The organism is Duganella sp. Leaf61, from assembly GCF_001421905.1.
GTDB classification, from domain to species: Bacteria; Pseudomonadota; Gammaproteobacteria; order Burkholderiales; family Burkholderiaceae_D; genus Rugamonas; species Rugamonas zoogloeoides.
Window position 1 is genome coordinate 371,566 of sequence record NZ_LMLM01000029.1, and the last position, 14,601, is coordinate 386,166.

Here is a 14,601-nt window from a genome sequence, read left to right on the forward strand (position 1 = left end):
GTCCTCACTTTGCTGGTTGGGCCAGCAGGCGCACGGCGCCCAGCATGCCCGATGGCTGTGGTGTGATCAGCTGCGTATCCTGCGGCACGAAGCGCTGGGTGTAACGGCTTGACAGCAGCCGGTAGTCGGGCCGCTCCTGCCCCGCCAGTGCATTCAGTGCCAGGTTGGCCACCTTCACCTCGATGCGGTTGACGCCCGGTTTCAGGGTGCTGGTCACGTCCACCGTGTACGGCGGGCGCCAGACCGACCCGGCGCGGCGGCCGTTGACGAATACTTCGGCCGCTTCGCGCACTGGGCTCTCGAGCATGGCGCGCATGCCGGCGGGAACCTTCGGTGCGGTCGCCAACGGCGTGCCCTGGCCGAAATCGAGCTTGACCGCCGCATTGTTCAGCTGCGCGGCCGTGAGCGTGACGTCGCGCGTGTAGGTCGCAATGCCGGAAAAATAGCGGCGCGCCGGATCGTCGGTCCACGATTGCAACTGCGGCATGGCTTGCGCCGCGCCGTCCGGGTAGCGCAACTGCCAGTCGCGTGCCAGGTCGGCCAGCACCACCGGTGCCGCATTCGAATGTGCCGGGCCGGCCTGCGAGTTGGCTTGCTGAGCGGCCGGCGCATCGCTGAGGATCAGCACCCGCGATTCGTACGGCGCCAGGTCCAGGTCCACCGCCGGGAACACCGTCGCGGCGCGCGTGGTGCCGTCGTGAGGATTCCACCAGGACGCCGATTTGCGCAGGCTGGCCAGTGTAGCCGTGGTGCGCACCGGCTGGTTGCCGGTGTTGGCGATGAAGTAGATATCGGCATCGGCGAGCTTGCGCCGCACGAAGCCGATATCGGCCGCATTGGACGCCACCTTGAAGTCGGGCGTCAGCACCCTGCTCAAGACCGCACCGACGTCGCCATCCTGCGCGACCACGGTGACGGCAGGTTTAGCGGCCAATGCTTTCGACGCCGCCTGCACCTGCGCCGTGATGCGCGCGGCATCGCGGTAGCCGGGCGCTTTCGACGGTAGTGCGCCGACGGCAATGATCTTGCCGCCCTGGCGCACGTAGTCGTCCAGTTTTGCCAGCACTTCGGGCGCCAGCCGCGTGACATGCGGCAGCACCAGTACCGGGTGGTTCACGCCCAGCGACAGCACCGAGTCCGCATCGACGTAATCGAGATTGTGGCCGGCGTCGAGGATTTGCGTGGTCAGTGCCGGTGTGACGTAGTGCTGCATTTTCTCCGACAGCGACACCTTACCAGGCGTCATCGACGCATACGCATCGTCGTTGGGCAGCAGCACTGCCACCGTGTTGGCCGGCTGACCCTGGCGCATCAGGTAGCTGGTGCGGGTCAGGTAGGCATTCACGTCCGGCATCACGTTCCACCACGGCTGGTGGTTGTTGAACACGGCCGCCGCGTAGAACGAATAGCCCGGTTCCGTTGCGCCGGGCGGCGTGTACGGCCAGCCGTGGCCGACGAACAGGTTCACGCCCTGCAGCAGCATGAGGTCCGCTTCCACCTTCATGTCCAGCGGGGTGGCGGCAAATGCCGGTGAATGCAGCCAGGTCCAGGTCTCGGCCGAGATCACCGGGCGCTGGTACAGGTGCCCGGCCGACGTGGCCAGGCGGGTAAATGAAAACTCGCGGAACTGCGGGCCTTCGCCCTCGGGCAGTCCCACCAGCCGGTAGCTCGACAGCGATACCGCCGGTTCGCCATACGTCTGCGAGCGGAACTGCGTCTTGTGCTTGACGGCCCAGTCGTTGACCGGGGTCAAATAGCGCTCGTTGACCAGTTCCGTTTGGGTCAGCACCCAGTCGCGCCGCAGCGCCGGGGCGTCCGGTCCCTGCCCACTGGTCACCAGCGGCAGGTACGGCGTCAGATCGTAGCCACGGCGGCGCTGGAACTCTTGCACAAAGTCGTCGGTCCAGTCGGTGTTATAGACCTCCAGGCTGTCCGAGAACACTGCCGTCGGCGGCTGGTCGCCGAACGCCTGCAACAACGGCGTGGCCACCACGTCAAGGTGGTGGTCGATGGCTTTGCGGCTCAGGTGGTCGAGCACGAAACCTTCGGCGCCCAGCGCCGCGCGCTTGACCTGCTGGCCGGTGCGGCTGGCGATATAGCTGACCACCACGCGCTGCTGGCCGCTGGCGGCAATCGCGCCGCGCCCCGGCGTGGTGGCCGTGGGCGCGCCAAGCTCCGTGCGTTTCAGGGCGGTGGCGTCGTACTCTTTGGGCGTACCCGCGCCGACAAAACTGGCGATCAGCTGTTCGCCGCTCATGATCAACGGCAGCGCCACCGACGTGCTGCCGGCTGGCAGTTCGGCCACGTGCACGCGCAGGCGCGATGCGCTTTCCGTCACCGCCACGTGCGGGCCGCCGTAGGGCCAGCCGCTGGCCAGCGTCATGTCCACGCGCAGGCCGAGCGCGCGCGCCGTGCGGTTGGTATAACTGACGTTGTCGAGGAATTCGGGAGAAAGATAAGGTGTGTTACGAATGCCGCGCGCGGGATCGTCGAGTTCCATCGGATAGACCGGCTGGATCTCCACGCCGCCAAAACCGCCCGCCTTCATGGCTTGCAGTTCGCGTTCCAGTTGGGGTTTGACCACGGCCGGGCCAAACCACCACCAGCGTACCATCGGCCTGGCATCGGGCGGCGGCGCCGCAAACTGCGCGGCGACGTCGGCGAGCCGGTTCGACAGTGTGGGTTCCTGCGCCAGCGCTGCTGCGGGGACAACACAGCAAGCCAGGGCGCAGACCAACGCCGCCGCCTGTGCAACAGGCGACAGCGTACCGCGCAGGTGGTCACACCCGCGCAGTCCAACAGTGACGTGTGCCACCGTTTATACGATACCGCTGCTGCTGGCGCCAGCCTTGGCCGGACGGGCTTCCGCCACCTGGTCGCGGTAGCCCGAAGCACGGTAGCAGGCCACCGGATCGATGGCGCCGCCGTTGCGCAGGCGCGCCATGGCCAGGATGGCCGAGACGTCGGTACGGTAAGCGTGCTTGAGGGTTTGCGCCGATTGCAGCGCATCGTGCGACTCCTGGAAACCGCGCAGCGCATCGCGATCGACCAGGTTGGCCTGGACGAAGGCGCGCTGCACTTCCACCGCGCTGCTCATCAGGCTCTCGATCGGATCGGTCACGTTGTGCGACTGGTCCAGCATGTAGGCCGGGTTGAACGCCGCGCCTTCGCGCTCGGCCGCATCGGCCAGCTCGTTGAAGACCAGGAACAGCTGGAACGGGTTGATGCTGCCCGAATCGAGGTCGTCGTCGCCGTACTTGCTGTCGTTGAAGTGGAAGCCACCGAGCTTGCCGAACTGGGTCAGGCGCGCCACGATCATTTCGATGTTGGTGTTCGGTGCGTGGTGGCCCAGGTCGACCAGGCACTTGGCTTTTTCGCCCAGCGATTGCGCGCAGGCAAAGCTGGTGCCCCAGTCGGCGATGGTGGTGGCGTAGAACGCCGGCTCGAACAGCTTATGTTCGATCAGCAGGTTCCAGTCGGCTGGCAGCGCGGCGTAGATTTCGCGTGCGCTTTCCAGGTAGCGTTCCAGCGCACCGCGCAGGTTGTGCTGGCCCGGGAAGTTGGCGCCGTCGCCGACCCACACGGTCAGCGCTTTCGAACCGAGCGCGTTACCGAGTTCGATACATTCGACGTTGTGCGCAACCGCTTGCGCGCGGGTGGCGGCGCTGATCGCGGTCATGCTGCCGTACTTGTAGGTGTGTTCCTGGCCGACCTGGTCCTGGAAGGTATTCGAATTGACGGCGTCAAAATACAGGCCGTGGGCTTCGGCTTGCTGGCGCAGGGCCTGGGTGTCCGATACTTTATCCCATGGGAAGTGCAGCGACACGCCCGGGGTGGCGCGGGTCAGCTGGTGGATCACGCCGCAGTCGTCGAGTTTTTCAAACACGTTGCGTGGCTCGCCACGGCCAGGGAAGCGCGCGAAACGCGTGCCGCCGGTGCCGGCGCCCCAGCTCGGCAGGGCCACGGCGAATTTCTGCGCCTTGGCGGTCAGCTGCTCGATGTCCACGCCACGGCGCGACAACATGCCGGCCAGGGCGGCGTAGTCTTCTTCCAGGCTGCTCCGCAGCTTGTCGTTGTGTTCGGCCACGCGGCCGCTGTCGATAATGGTGCTCATGTGAGGGTCTCCTTCGTTTCTTATGGTGCCGCCGGTGCGTTCGTCACGAACCGGGCCGGCGGCATTTTATAGCTATCAGCGGGCGATCAGCGCGTAAATGCGGCAGCGTTGCCGGCATCGACGTTCAGGATGTTACCGGTGCTCTTGGCCGATTTCGAGCTGGCCAGGAAGTACACGGCTTCGGCGATATCCTCTGGCAGGACGCTCAGTTTGAGCATGCTGCGGTCACGGTAGAACGCTTCGACGTCGTCGGCTTCGATCTTGTTCGACTGCGCGCGTTCCTGCTTCCACTTGCCGTCCCAGATGCGCGAACCACGGATCACTGCATCCGGATTGACGACGTTGACACGGATGCCGTGCGGTGCGCCTTCCAGCGCGATGCAGCGTGCCAGGTGGATCTCGGCAGCCTTGGCGGTGCAGTAAGCCGACGCGCCGGCCGATGCCACGAGACCGTTTTTCGACGCGACGAACACCATGCTGCCACCCAGTTTTTGCTGCTTCATGATGCGGAACGCTGCGCGGCCGGCCAGGAAGTAGCCCTTGACCAGGATGTCCTGGTTGCGCTGCCAGATTTCCAGCGTGGTGTCTTCCAGCGGCGCCGACGAGGCGATACCGGCGTTCGAGATCAGGAGATCGACACCACCGAAGCGCAGCGAGGTCGCGGCCAGGATGTTCTCGACTTCTTCTTCGCTGGTGATGTTGGCGACGATGCTCTCGACGCTGTCCTTGCCGGCAGCCTTGGTCAGGTCTTTCTTGGCCTGTTCCAGTGCTTCCGGATCGATATCGGTCAGCATCACGCAAGCGCCTTCCTGCAGCAGCTGACGGGCTACGGCCTGGCCGATGCCGCCGGCGCCGCCGGTTACCAGGGCGATACGGCCCGCCAGGCTTTTCGGTTTCGGCATGCGTTGCAGCTTGGCCTCTTCGAGCAGCCAGTATTCGATGTCGAACGCTTCCTGTTCCGGCAGGCCGACGTAGGTGTCCACGCCGTTGGCGCCGCGCATCACGTTGATTGCATTGACGTAGAACTCGCCGGCGATACGCGCGGTGGCCTTGTCCTTGGCGAACGACAGCATGCCCACGCCCGGAATCAGGTAGATGATCGGATTGGCGTCGCGCACGGCCGGGCTGTTATCGCGTTTGCAGCGGTCGTAGTAGGCGCGGTAGTCGGCGCGATAGTCTTCCAGCGCCTGATCCAGGCTGGCGACCAGCTTGTCGAAGTCCGGGTTCAGCGGATCGAAATCGACCACGAACGGACGGATCTTGGTGCGCAGGAAGTGGTCGGGGCACGACGTGCCGAGTGCGGCCAGCGGTTTCAGGTCGCGGCTGCACACGAACTCCAGCACGGTGGCGTTGTCGTTGAAGTCGCCCAGCTTGAATTCGTCGCGGCTGATTTTACCGCGCAAGAGTGGCATCAGTTTGGCGGCCAACGCGGCGCGCTGTTCGGCCGGCAGGGCGTCAAACGCCTGGCCGCCGAATGCCGGTTGTTTCGAGTTCGCAGCGATCCACTCTTCTGCGCGTTTGATGATGGCCAGCGTGGTTTCGTAGCACGACTTGGCGGTATCGCCCCAGGTGAACAGGCCGTGGCCTTCGAGGATGATGCCTTTCAGGGCCGGATTGGCTTTCGAGACTTCTTCCAGCTTCAGACCGAGATCGTAGCCTGGACGCTGCCATGGCAGCCAACCGAGTTCGCCTTCGAAGATTTTTTGCGTGAGCGCCTTGCTGCTGGCGCAGGCGGCAATCGCGATCAGCGAATCGGGGTGCATGTGATCGACGTGCTTGCGGTCGATGTAGGCATGCAGCGGGGTGTCGATACTGGCGGCGCGCGGGTTCAGGTTGAACGTGCAGTGTGGCAGGTACGCCACCATTTCGTCTTCGAGCGCCAGACCGCGGTAGCGGCCTTTCAGTTCGTTCAATTTGCTCATGTACAGGGTCGAGAAGCCGTCGAGCTTGATACTGCCCAGGTCGCCGCCGGAGCCCTTCACCCACAGCACTTCCACTTGCTCGCCGCTGAGCGGATCTGCCATCATGACCTTGGCCGAGGTATTGCCGCCGCCGAAGTTGGTGATGCGCAGATCGGACCCGAGCAAGTTGGACCGGTACAGCAGCAGCTCTGGTTCGCTCATGGTGGCTGCTGCGGCATCGTCCCACAGGGAAGTAATCGGGGCTTGCTGAGTTACATTCATTGCTGATCTCCGTCGTTGTTTGATTGGTATAGCGTGCTGAGTGTTGATTTCATGCCGCTTTGGGCACATGCAGCCAGTAGAAATCAGCGCCGCAACAGTGTCAATGCACAAGCGCTCAACTTGATGACCAAGACAGAAATAATCACTCCAGTGATTGAAACTTGAGCGATTGATGACACGGTTATCGAATCAATCAAATATTTGATCGCATAGTGATTGACGATGGCTGGCTAAATGTTTAGTCTTGGTAATTAATAAAGTGCCACACCGGATCGGTCCGCAGCAGCAATGCAGTAGTAGCTGAGTAGCTGCGCGGCAGCGACGGTAGTAGGGACGAAAAAAAATGGAGACAAATATGGTAAATCACAAGCGCCGTAAACGTTTGCTGAAGTTGCTCGCCGAACATCAGACGGCCAGCGTGCCGCAGTTGGTCGACTGGCTCAGCGCCTCCCCGGCCACCGTGCGCCGCGACATCAGCTGGCTTGCCGCCCGCAGCCTGCTCACCCGCACCAGGGGCGGGGCCGCCAACCTGGAACAAAAGAAGCGCAGCTTCACCCTCACCAGCGAGACCTTCCAGCACAACATCCAATGCTACGCCGAGCGCAAACGCGCGATTGCGCGCCACGCTGCGGGCATGTGCTCCGAGGGCGAGACCATCATCATCAACGGTGGCACCACCACCTTCATGATGGCCGAATTCCTGGTCGATCACCACCTCAAGATCCTCACCAATTCCTTCCTGATGGCCGAGCGCCTGCTGGTATCGAGCGAAAACGAGATCATTGTCCCCGGCGGCAAGGTCTATCGCGAGCAGAACGTCATCCTCAGCCCCTTCGACAACGACATCACCCAGCACCACTACGCGGCCAAGATGTTCATGAGCGTGTACGGCCTCTCGCTGCTCGGCCTCATGGAAGCCGATCCGCTGCTGATCCAGGCCGAAAAGCGCCTGATCTCGCAGGCCGAAGAACTGATCGTTCTAGTGGACAGCTCCAAGTTCGCCAAGAAGGCTGGCCTGATCCTGTGCGGCCTCAATCGCGTCTCCACCGTCATCACCGACACCTACGCCTCCGATTCGGCCGTGCAGCTGCTCGAGCAGTCGGGTGTGCGCGTGGTGACCGTGGAACCGGAAGCGGTGCCCGCCCAGCTGAATGCCAGCCCTTTTACTTCGCCGTTTGACTACCAGGCGGCAGCCATGTTCCAGTCGGAGGTATCACATTGAAGCGCAGGAAAATCATATTGGCGACCGTGGTCGCCGGACTGTTCGCGACCGTCGCCGGCTGCGGTGAGAAAAAAGCCGCCACCGGCGCTGACGGTAGCGCAGGTGGCGCCAGCGGCGAAAAGATCCGCATTGCCATGGTGGTCAAAAGCCTGGGCAACGGTTTTTTTGATGCCGCCCACGCCGGCGCCAACGACGCCGCCAAGGAACTGAAAAACGTCGAAATCATTTATACCGGTCCCACCACGCCGAGCGCCGAAGGCCAGATCGAAATCATCAATTCGCTGATCAGCCAGAAGGTCGATGCGATCGTGATCTCGGCCAATGATCCGAACGCGCTGGTACCGATCACCAAGAAGGCCATGGCGCGCGGCATCAAGGTCGTGAGCTTCGACAGCGGCCTGGCCAAGGACGGCCGCCTGATGCAACTGAACCCGTCGAACGCGCTGCTGATCGGCGAGAAGCAGATCCAGATGGCGTCCGACGCCATCGGCGGCAAGGGAGAAATTGCCATCCTGTCCGCTTCCGCGCAGGCGACCAACCAGAATATCTGGATCGGCATCATGAAGGACACGCTAACCAAGCCCGAGTACAGCGGCATGAAGCTGGTCGCCACCGTCTATGGCGACGACCAGTCGGACAAGAGCTACCGCGAAGCGATCGGTCTGCTGCGCAGCAATCCGAACCTGAAAGCCATCATCTCCCCCACCACCGTGGGCATCAACGCCGCCAGCAAGGCCGTCGTCGATGAAAAGCTCGTCGGCAAGGTGTTCGTCACCGGCCTCGGTTTGCCGTCGGAGATGGCGGGCCACGTGAAGAGCGGCGCCGTGCGCGAGTTCGCGATCTGGAACCCGATCGACCTCGGTTACGCCGTCACCTACGCCGCCTACGACTTCGTCAAAGCTGCTCCCGGCGCCAAGGCCGGTGGCAGCGTGAACGCCGGCCGCATGGGCGCCATCGCCATCGATGCCAACGGCGAAGGTGCAATGGCCGCGCCATTCGTGTACGACAAAGGGAACGTCGACAAGTTCTCCAAGATCTTCTGAGCTGGAACAGCCCCATGGATATGAATACAACCCCGGTCCTGCAACTGACCGGGATTTGCAAGCGCTTTGCCGGCATCGTCGCCCTCAACAACGTCGCCCTGTCGGTACGGGCCGGTGAAGTGATGGCGCTGATCGGCGAGAACGGCGCCGGCAAGTCCACCCTGGTCAAGACCCTGACCGGCATCTATCGTCCCGACGAGGGCACCATCGAACTGGCCGGCCAGCCCGTCAAGTTCGCCAATGCCCAGGATGCGATGAAAGCGGGCGTCACCGCCGTGCACCAGGAAACGGTGATGTTCGACGAATTGACGGTGGCGGAAAACATTTACGTGGGGCGCCAGCCCTGTCGCGGCGCCTCCGGGCGCATCGACTGGAGCAAGATCGAGGCGGAAGCCGAGAAGCTGTTCGAACGACTGGAAGTAGCACTGCCGGTGCGCGCACGGGTAAAAGACCTGTCCGTGGCGCAGCGCCACTTCGTGGAAATCGCGCGCGCCCTGTCGCAGGATGCGCGCGTGGTGATTCTCGACGAGCCGACGGCGTCGCTGTCGCAGCGCGAGATCCGCGAGCTCTATCGCATCATCCGCCAGTTGCGCGACGCCGGCACTGCGGTCATCTTCATCTCGCACAAGTTCGACGAGATTTACGAAGTGGCCGACCGCTACACCGTGCTGCGCGACGGCCAGTTCATCGCCGAAGGCGCGCTGGCCGACATCACCGAGCAGGAACTGGTCGCCCTGATGGTCGGGCGCACCGTCAAGCAGGCCTACCCGAAGGCGGACGTCAGGCCCGGCGAAGTGCTGCTGTCCGTGGAGAACCTGTGCCACCCTACCGAATTCGATAACGTCAGCTTCGAACTGCGGCGCGGCGAAATCCTCGGCTTTTACGGCCTGGTGGGCGCCGGCCGTTCCGAGGTGATGCAGGCGCTGTTCGGCCTGTCCACCCAGGTACGCGGCAATGTGCGCCTCGACGGCAAACCGGTATGCGTGACCTGCGCCGCCGACGCCATCCGCCACGGCATCGCCTACGTGCCCGAGGACCGCCAGCACCAGGGCGCGCACCTCACGCTGCCCATCCTGCAGAACATCACGCTGCCGATCCTGTCCAAGGTCGGCTTCTTCCTGCGCGGTCGCCGCGCCGAGGAAAACAAGATCGCCCGCCACTTCGCCGAACAGCTGGAACTGAAAGCTGCGTACCTGACGCAAAACGTCTCCGAACTCTCGGGCGGCAACCAGCAGAAGGTCGTGCTGGGCAAATGGCTGGCCACCAACCCCAAGGTCATCATCCTCGACGAGCCGACCAAGGGCATCGACATCGGCTCCAAGGCCGCCGTGCACCGCTTTATCGGTGAGCTGGTGAGCAAGGGCCTGTCGGTGATCCTGGTGTCGTCCGAGCTGCCTGAAGTGATGGGCCTGGCCGACCGCATCGTGGTCATGCACCAGGGCCGCATCGAACATACATTCAACCGTGGCGAGGCGACGCCGGAAATGATCGTCTCCGCCGCATCTGGCAACGAACTGGCGGAGGACTGCGCGTGAAAGAAATCTTGAAAATGCGCGAAACGCAGCTGGCGATTTCGATCGTGGTGCTGATCGCCCTGGTCGGTTCGCGCGCGCCGGTGTTCGTCTCGAGCTCCAGCCTGGGCAACCTGCTCACCGACAGCACGTTATTGATCATGCTGGCCCTGGCGCAGATGCTGGTCATCGTCACCCGTGGCATCGACCTGTCGGTCGCGTCCACCCTGGCGCTGTCGGGCATGATGTCGGCGCTGCTGGCCGTGCGCTTCCCGGAACTGCCGCTGCCGGTGGTGATGCTGGTCGCCGTGGCCATTGGCCTGGTACTGGGCCTGGTCAACGGCTACCTGATCGGGTACCTGGACCTGGCGCCCATCGTGGTCACGCTGGGCACCATGAGCGTGTATCGCGGCCTGGTGTTCGTGCTGTCCGGCGGCGCGTGGGTATCGTCGCACCAGATGCCGCCAGAGTTCATCGCGTTCCCCCTCTCGCGCTTTCTCGGCGTGACCAACCTGGTGTGGATTGCGGGACTCACGATCCTGGTGTTCTGGTACATCGCCATGCACAGCCGCTTCGGCCGCGACCTGTACGCAGTCGGTAACGCCCCGGCCTCGGCCCGCTACGTCGGCATCCCGATCGCCAAGCGCCTGTTCTGGACCTACGGTATTTCCGGCGCGGTCGCCGGCCTGTGCGGCTACCTGTGGGTGGCGCGCTACGCGGTCGCTTACACCGAGATCGCCTACGGCTTCGAATTTACCGTGATTGCTGCCTGCGTGATCGGCGGCGTGAGCATCGCCGGCGGCAGCGGCAGCGTGGCTGGCGCGGTGCTGGGCGGCCTGTTCCTGGCCGTGATCGGCAACGCCCTGCCGGTGGTGAAAGTATCGCCATTCTGGCAAAGCGCGCTGACCGGCGTGGTGATCCTGACCGCGGTCCTGATCAATGCCCGCAATGGCAAGACCGGCGGGCGCCAGATTCTGCCCCTGCATCTGAACAAAGCTAACGCTCAAGGGAGCGCCGCGTGAATACGAGTACCGTCATGTCCACTGAAGTAAAAGATCCGGCCGCCGACAAGCCGACCGCCTCCACGTCGCGCTATATCATCGCCGACCGCCAGAACTTCCGCCTCGGCGCGGCGCTGGGCAGCTGGGAAAGCATGCTGGCGTTGCTGTTCGTGGCTGCGTTTACCATCTGCGCCATCGTCCAGCCGCATTTCCTCGACATGTACAACCTGGCCGACGGCACCTTCAACTTCAGCGAAAAGGCGATGATCGCGCTGCCGATGGCCTTGTTGATCATTTGCCGCGAGATCGACATTTCGGTGTCCGGCATCCTGGCACTGTCGTCGGTGGCGATCGGTCTGGCCCACACCAACGGCGCTCCGCCCGAAGTGCTGCTGCCGATCGCGATTGCCACCGGCACGGCCTGCGGCTGGCTCAATGGCATCATGGTCACGCGCTACAAGCTGCCGTCGATCGTGGTCACCATCGGCACGGTGTCGCTGTTCCGCGGCCTGGCCAGCGTGGTGCTGGGCGATAAAGCCTTTACCGGCTACCCGCAGCTGATGACCGACTGGGGTCAGGGGTACTTCTTCGGTTTCATCCCGCGCGAGTTCGTGGTGCTGCTGGTGTTCGCGCTGATGTTTGCCGGTTTCCTGCACTGCACGACCTGGGGCCGCCGCGTTTATGCGATCGGTAACAACCCGGTGGCCGCACGCTTCTCCGGCATTCCCGTGGACAGCTACCGCCTCGGCCTGTTCATGCTGACCGGCGCCATGGCTGGCCTGGCCGCGTGGTTCCTGACCGGCCGTATCGGCAGCACCCGCCCGAACATCGCCATGGGCTGGGAGCTCGAAGTGATCACCATGGTGATCCTCGGTGGCGTGAGCATCGCCGGCGGCGCCGGCACCATCGGCGGCGTGCTGCTGGCGGTACTGACTCTCGGCACCGTCACCTACGGCCTGTCGCTGGCGAACATCCCCGGCATTTACATGACCATCGTGGTCGGCATCCTGCTGCTGGTGACCATCGCCCTGCCCCGCCTGTTGCGCGGCAAGAGGATCGCCAAATGACGGCAACCAATGACGCAACCAGCGATGCAACCATCGTCCTCGACATCGGCAAGACCAACGTCAAGCTGGTGTTGCTGGACGCCGCCGGCGCGGTGCTGGCCGAACGGCGCAGCCCCAACACGATACTGACCGATGGTCCGTATCCGCACCACGACGTCGAGCGCATCTGGCACTGGATGCTGGACGGCATGCGCGAGTTCTCGAGCCTGGCCACCATCGGCGCCATCGTCCCGGTCACGCACGGGGCCACCGCCGCGCTGGTCGATGACGACGGCCTGGTGCTGCCGGTGCTCGACTACGAGTTCGAACCGCCTGCTGCGCAGGCAGCGACCTACCAGGCGCTGCGCCCGGCGTACGACACCACCAATTCGCCGCTGCTGCCCGCCGGCCTGAACCTGGGCCGCCAGCTGGCGTGGCAGGCGCAGACCTTCCCGGCCGAATTCGCGCAAGCGAACCACATCCTGATGTATCCGCAATACTGGGCCTGGCGTTTGTCCGGCGTGGCCGCCAGCGAAGTGACGTCGCTCGGCTGCCATACCGATTTGTGGCAACCGGCGCGCCAGCAGTATTCGCAGCTGGTCGAACGCATGGGGTGGAATGCGCTGTTCCCGCCATTGCAGCCGGCATGGGCGCCACTGGGACCGTTGAAAGCGGAGCTGCTGGAGCGCACCGGCTTGCCGGCCACGTGCCGCGTGATCTGCGGCATCCACGACAGCAATGCGTCGCTGCTGCGCCACCTGGCGGCCGTCGATGGCGTGCCTCAGCCGGCCGTGCTCTCCACCGGCACCTGGGTGATCGCCGCCGCGCCGGGCAAGCCTTTGAGCGGTTTGCGCGAGCAATCGGACATGCTGGCCAATACCAATGCGCTGGGCCAGGCCGTGGCCTGCATCCGCTTCATGGGCGGACGCGAGTTCGCCGAACTGGCCGGCGCCGAGGCACAGACCTGTACCGTGGCAGAGCTGCAGCAGCTGATCGACCAGCAGACCATGGCCCTGCCCTGTTTCTCGCAGGCCGGCGGGCCGTTTGCCGGCCGCAACGGGACCATTACCGGCCCGGCGCCGGCGGACGCGCGCCAGCGGTATGCGCTGGCCACGCTGTATTGCGTGCTGGTGTCGGATTACTGTCTCGAACAGCTGGGCGCCGATGGCGCCGTGGTGGTGGAAGGCAGCTACACGGGCAACCCGTGGTTTGCGCCGCTGCTCGCGGCCTTGCGGCCCGGCCAGGCCATCAGCAGCACCGACGACACCAGCGGCACCACGTGCGGTGGCTGGATGCTGCATCACTGGGGCAGCGCGCCGGCGGTGGTTAGTTCGGTGGCGGCGCCGCTGGCGTTGAATGGCTGGATCGAGTATCGATCAGAGTGGTTGGCTGCGCTATAAAAAAAAAGGATCCCCGCCTGCGCGGGGATCCAGTCTCATTAACATCAATCCGCCACCGGCACCCCGAAGTCCGGCGTCCCATCTTCCTTCCAGTGCAGCACCTGCGCCCGCGTGTGGCGATTGGTGTCCTTCAGCGGCTCCCCCACGATGTCGCGGAAATTACGCGCGTGGTACACCAGGATGTCGGTCTTGCCATCGGGCGTGGTGGTAAACGAGTTGTGCCCGGGACCGTACTGGCTGTTCTTCTCGCTGCTGGCAAACACCGGCACCGGTGATTTTTTCCATGAAGCCGCATCGAGCAGGTTCGCTCCCACCGGCGCTGTCAACAAGCCCAAGGCGTAGTTGGCATCGGTGGCGCTGGCCGAGTAGGTCATGAACACGCGGCCGTTCCTGACGATCACCGCTGGCGCCTCGTTGACCTCGTGCTTCACTTTTTCCCATGCGTAGTCGGGCTTTGACAGCAGCACCGCCGGGCCGGTGATCGACCAGGGCGTATCCATCTGCGCCAGGTAGATATTGGTGGCGTGGATTTTGCTATCCTGCCCGCGCTGGGTCCAGGCCAGGTAGCGCTTGCCGTCGAGTGCGAACGTGGTGGCGTCGAGCGCAAACGATTCCCAGCCCGTCTTCAGCTGCCCCAGTTCCTTCCACTCGCCTTCCAGGGGATTGGCCGATGCGTTTTCCAGCACGTACAGGCGGATCTCCCAGACCGCATCGGACCGGCCGGCGGTAAAGTAGATATACCATTTACCGTCGATATGGTGCATCTCCGGGGCCCAGATGTGGGCGCCCATCTCGCCCCTGGCGTGCTTGCGCCATACCACCTTGGCTTCGGCCGCACCGAGGTCGTTGAGCGAGCGCGCGCGGCGGATTTCGATGCGGTCGTACTCGGGCGCGGTGGCCGTGTAGTAATAATAGCCGTCGTCGTGCAGCGCCACCTGCGGGTCGGCGCGGTGCTTGACCAGCGGGTTGTTGAAGGTCGGTTCTGCTGCAACTGCAATGTTCTGCGCAAACGAAAAAACGGCGGCCGCGAGGGCCACCGTTTTGAGTCCGCGCGCAAATGGTCCTTGCGCCATGGGTCTCC

General features: G+C 64.0%; 10 protein-coding genes. 6 read left to right on the forward strand and 4 right to left on the reverse strand.

From position 1 onward, the window contains the following. Positions 1 to 4 precede the first annotated feature (4 nt). The 3 genes from ASF04_RS19665 to ASF04_RS19675 all read right to left on the reverse strand — a co-directional run bounded on the left by ASF04_RS19665 (position 5) and on the right by ASF04_RS19675 (position 6,297). Positions 5 to 2,815 (reverse strand): glycosyl hydrolase, encoded by a 2,811-nt coding sequence (locus ASF04_RS19665; RefSeq protein ID WP_229205131.1) that lies wholly within the window; start codon positions 2,813 to 2,815, stop codon positions 5 to 7. A gap of 3 nt (positions 2,816 to 2,818) precedes the next feature. Beyond that, a complete protein-coding gene (rhaI, locus tag ASF04_RS19670) occupies positions 2,819 to 4,114 on the reverse strand; it encodes an L-rhamnose catabolism isomerase (RefSeq protein WP_056145531.1) in 1,296 nt (431 codons plus the stop codon). Between the two features lie 86 nt (positions 4,115 to 4,200). Beyond that, positions 4,201 to 6,297: a bifunctional rhamnulose-1-phosphate aldolase/short-chain dehydrogenase gene (locus ASF04_RS19675; RefSeq protein WP_056145534.1), complete on the reverse strand. Its 2,097-nt coding sequence runs from the start codon at positions 6,295 to 6,297 to the stop codon at positions 4,201 to 4,203. Positions 6,298 to 6,652: 355 nt separating this feature from the next. Between ASF04_RS19675 and ASF04_RS19680 the strand changes: the two genes are divergently transcribed. Genes ASF04_RS19680 through ASF04_RS19705 form a run of 6 tightly spaced genes read left to right on the forward strand, consistent with a single transcriptional unit; the run spans position 6,653 to position 13,520 of the window. Beyond that, positions 6,653 to 7,519, forward strand: a complete 867-nt coding sequence (locus tag ASF04_RS19680; protein ID WP_019921191.1) for a DeoR/GlpR family DNA-binding transcription regulator — start codon at positions 6,653 to 6,655, stop codon at positions 7,517 to 7,519. 17 nt (positions 7,520 to 7,536) lie between these two features. Beyond that, the gene (gene rhaS / locus ASF04_RS19685) at positions 7,537 to 8,562 is read left to right on the forward strand and encodes a rhamnose ABC transporter substrate-binding protein (protein WP_227012061.1); all 1,026 of its coding nucleotides are present in this window, start codon (positions 7,537 to 7,539) and stop codon (positions 8,560 to 8,562) included. A 14-nt stretch (positions 8,563 to 8,576) separates the two neighbouring features. Next, entirely contained in the window at positions 8,577 to 10,097 is a 1,521-nt protein-coding gene (locus ASF04_RS19690; RefSeq protein ID WP_162241461.1) for a sugar ABC transporter ATP-binding protein, read from the forward strand. Next, positions 10,094 to 11,095, forward strand: a complete 1,002-nt coding sequence (locus ASF04_RS19695) for an ABC transporter permease (protein WP_019921194.1) — start codon at positions 10,094 to 10,096, stop codon at positions 11,093 to 11,095. Before ASF04_RS19690 ends, ASF04_RS19695 begins: the two co-directional genes overlap by 4 nt. Before the next feature lie 14 nt (positions 11,096 to 11,109). Then, positions 11,110 to 12,141, forward strand: a complete 1,032-nt coding sequence (locus tag ASF04_RS19700; RefSeq protein WP_056145537.1) for an ABC transporter permease — start codon at positions 11,110 to 11,112, stop codon at positions 12,139 to 12,141. Continuing rightward, positions 12,138 to 13,520, forward strand: coding sequence for an FGGY-family carbohydrate kinase (locus ASF04_RS19705; protein WP_056145541.1), 1,383 nt, complete (start codon positions 12,138 to 12,140; stop codon positions 13,518 to 13,520). Before ASF04_RS19700 ends, ASF04_RS19705 begins: the two co-directional genes overlap by 4 nt. 44 nt (positions 13,521 to 13,564) lie before the next feature. Here ASF04_RS19705 and ASF04_RS19710 read toward each other — a convergent pair whose 3' ends face one another. Then, the gene (locus tag ASF04_RS19710) at positions 13,565 to 14,593 is read right to left on the reverse strand and encodes a family 43 glycosylhydrolase (protein ID WP_056145545.1); all 1,029 of its coding nucleotides are present in this window, start codon (positions 14,591 to 14,593) and stop codon (positions 13,565 to 13,567) included. Between the last annotated feature and the right edge of the window lie 8 nt (positions 14,594 to 14,601).